General features: G+C 40.9%; 1 protein-coding gene and 1 pseudogene. Both read right to left on the bottom strand.

All coding sequences use genetic code 11. The annotated features are described in order from the left end of the window. Positions 1 to 350: pseudogene (locus tag DWZ45_RS14280) on the bottom strand (RNA-guided endonuclease TnpB family protein); the annotation flags it as partial. Between the two features lie 53 nt (positions 351 to 403). Next, positions 404 to 814, bottom strand: a complete 411-nt coding sequence (tnpA, locus tag DWZ45_RS14275) for an IS200/IS605 family transposase (protein WP_118469513.1) — start codon at positions 812 to 814, stop codon at positions 404 to 406. Positions 815 to 925: the final 111 nt, after the last annotated feature.

Genomic DNA, 925 nt, shown 5'->3' with positions numbered 1-925 from the left:
ATTCCCATCTGCATGTAAGTGATCGGTATATTGTCCTGTTTAAATCGCGGAGGATTTGGCGCTTTGATCCCGCCGGTCTTTTTAAGGGCATAAAATGATTTCCAGGCTTTATCCAGCTGCTTGCAGGTCTCCTGCGCTGTCTGGGACGGAAGCTGTCTATACCACAGATCTCCTTTATGCGCTTTCTTCTGATAATACCAGTCAGGATACTTCTCCAGCCCCAATTCTTTATATCGACGGCGTTCATAGTTGCAGACATTCCAGAGCTTGGAAGCAGCGTAACACATATGCCCTATAATATTAGAATATTCCGGCCGGATATTGACCGATGTTCTGTGCGACAACAGCATTCTCCTCCCCCTTCAGACAGCCATGCATATGAATATTTACAATTCACATTGAATTAATACGACTTGCTCTGATGTTCAATATAACGGCGAATATTTTCCTCAGATACGGATCCGATCGTTTCCACATAATAGGAATGGTTCCACAGTTCTCCCTTCCACAACTGGTTTCTTATTTCCGGAAAACGTTCGAATAATTTCCTGCCTGTGATCCCCTTCAGATACTTGATAATGGCTGTTATTGACAGCTTCGGTGGAGCTGATACAAAACAGTGAACATGATCACCTTCACCACATTCAAATAAATGAACGGTAAAACCTTTATCGTCAGCTATCTGCTGCACGAGTTCCTGTAGGTATTTCTCAACTTCTGGGGTTAATATCTTCCGTCTGTATTTCACCGGCCAAACCATATGGTAGTTAATATTACACACGCAAGTTCTATAATGTATCAGATTTCCTTTCATACATATAGTATATCATATTGAAGTGTAATACGCAATTATTATTCGAACATATTTTCGCTTTTATTGTATGCCGGTTACGGCATTACTATCAAAGGATGAGAATTATTATAC

The sequence above is a fragment of the Clostridium sp. AF32-7AC genome (assembly GCF_003477925.1).
Taxonomy (GTDB): Bacteria; Bacillota; Clostridia; order Lachnospirales; family Lachnospiraceae; genus Otoolea; species Otoolea fessa.
Note: the sequence above shows the minus strand (reverse complement) of the source record. Positions and strands in the feature narration are given on the sequence as shown.

Excerpts from the sequence above, each read along its gene's own strand:
- tnpA (WP_118469513.1), bottom strand. The coding sequence starts at position 814 with ATGAAAGGAAATCTGATACATTATAGAACTTGCGTGTGTAATATTAAC.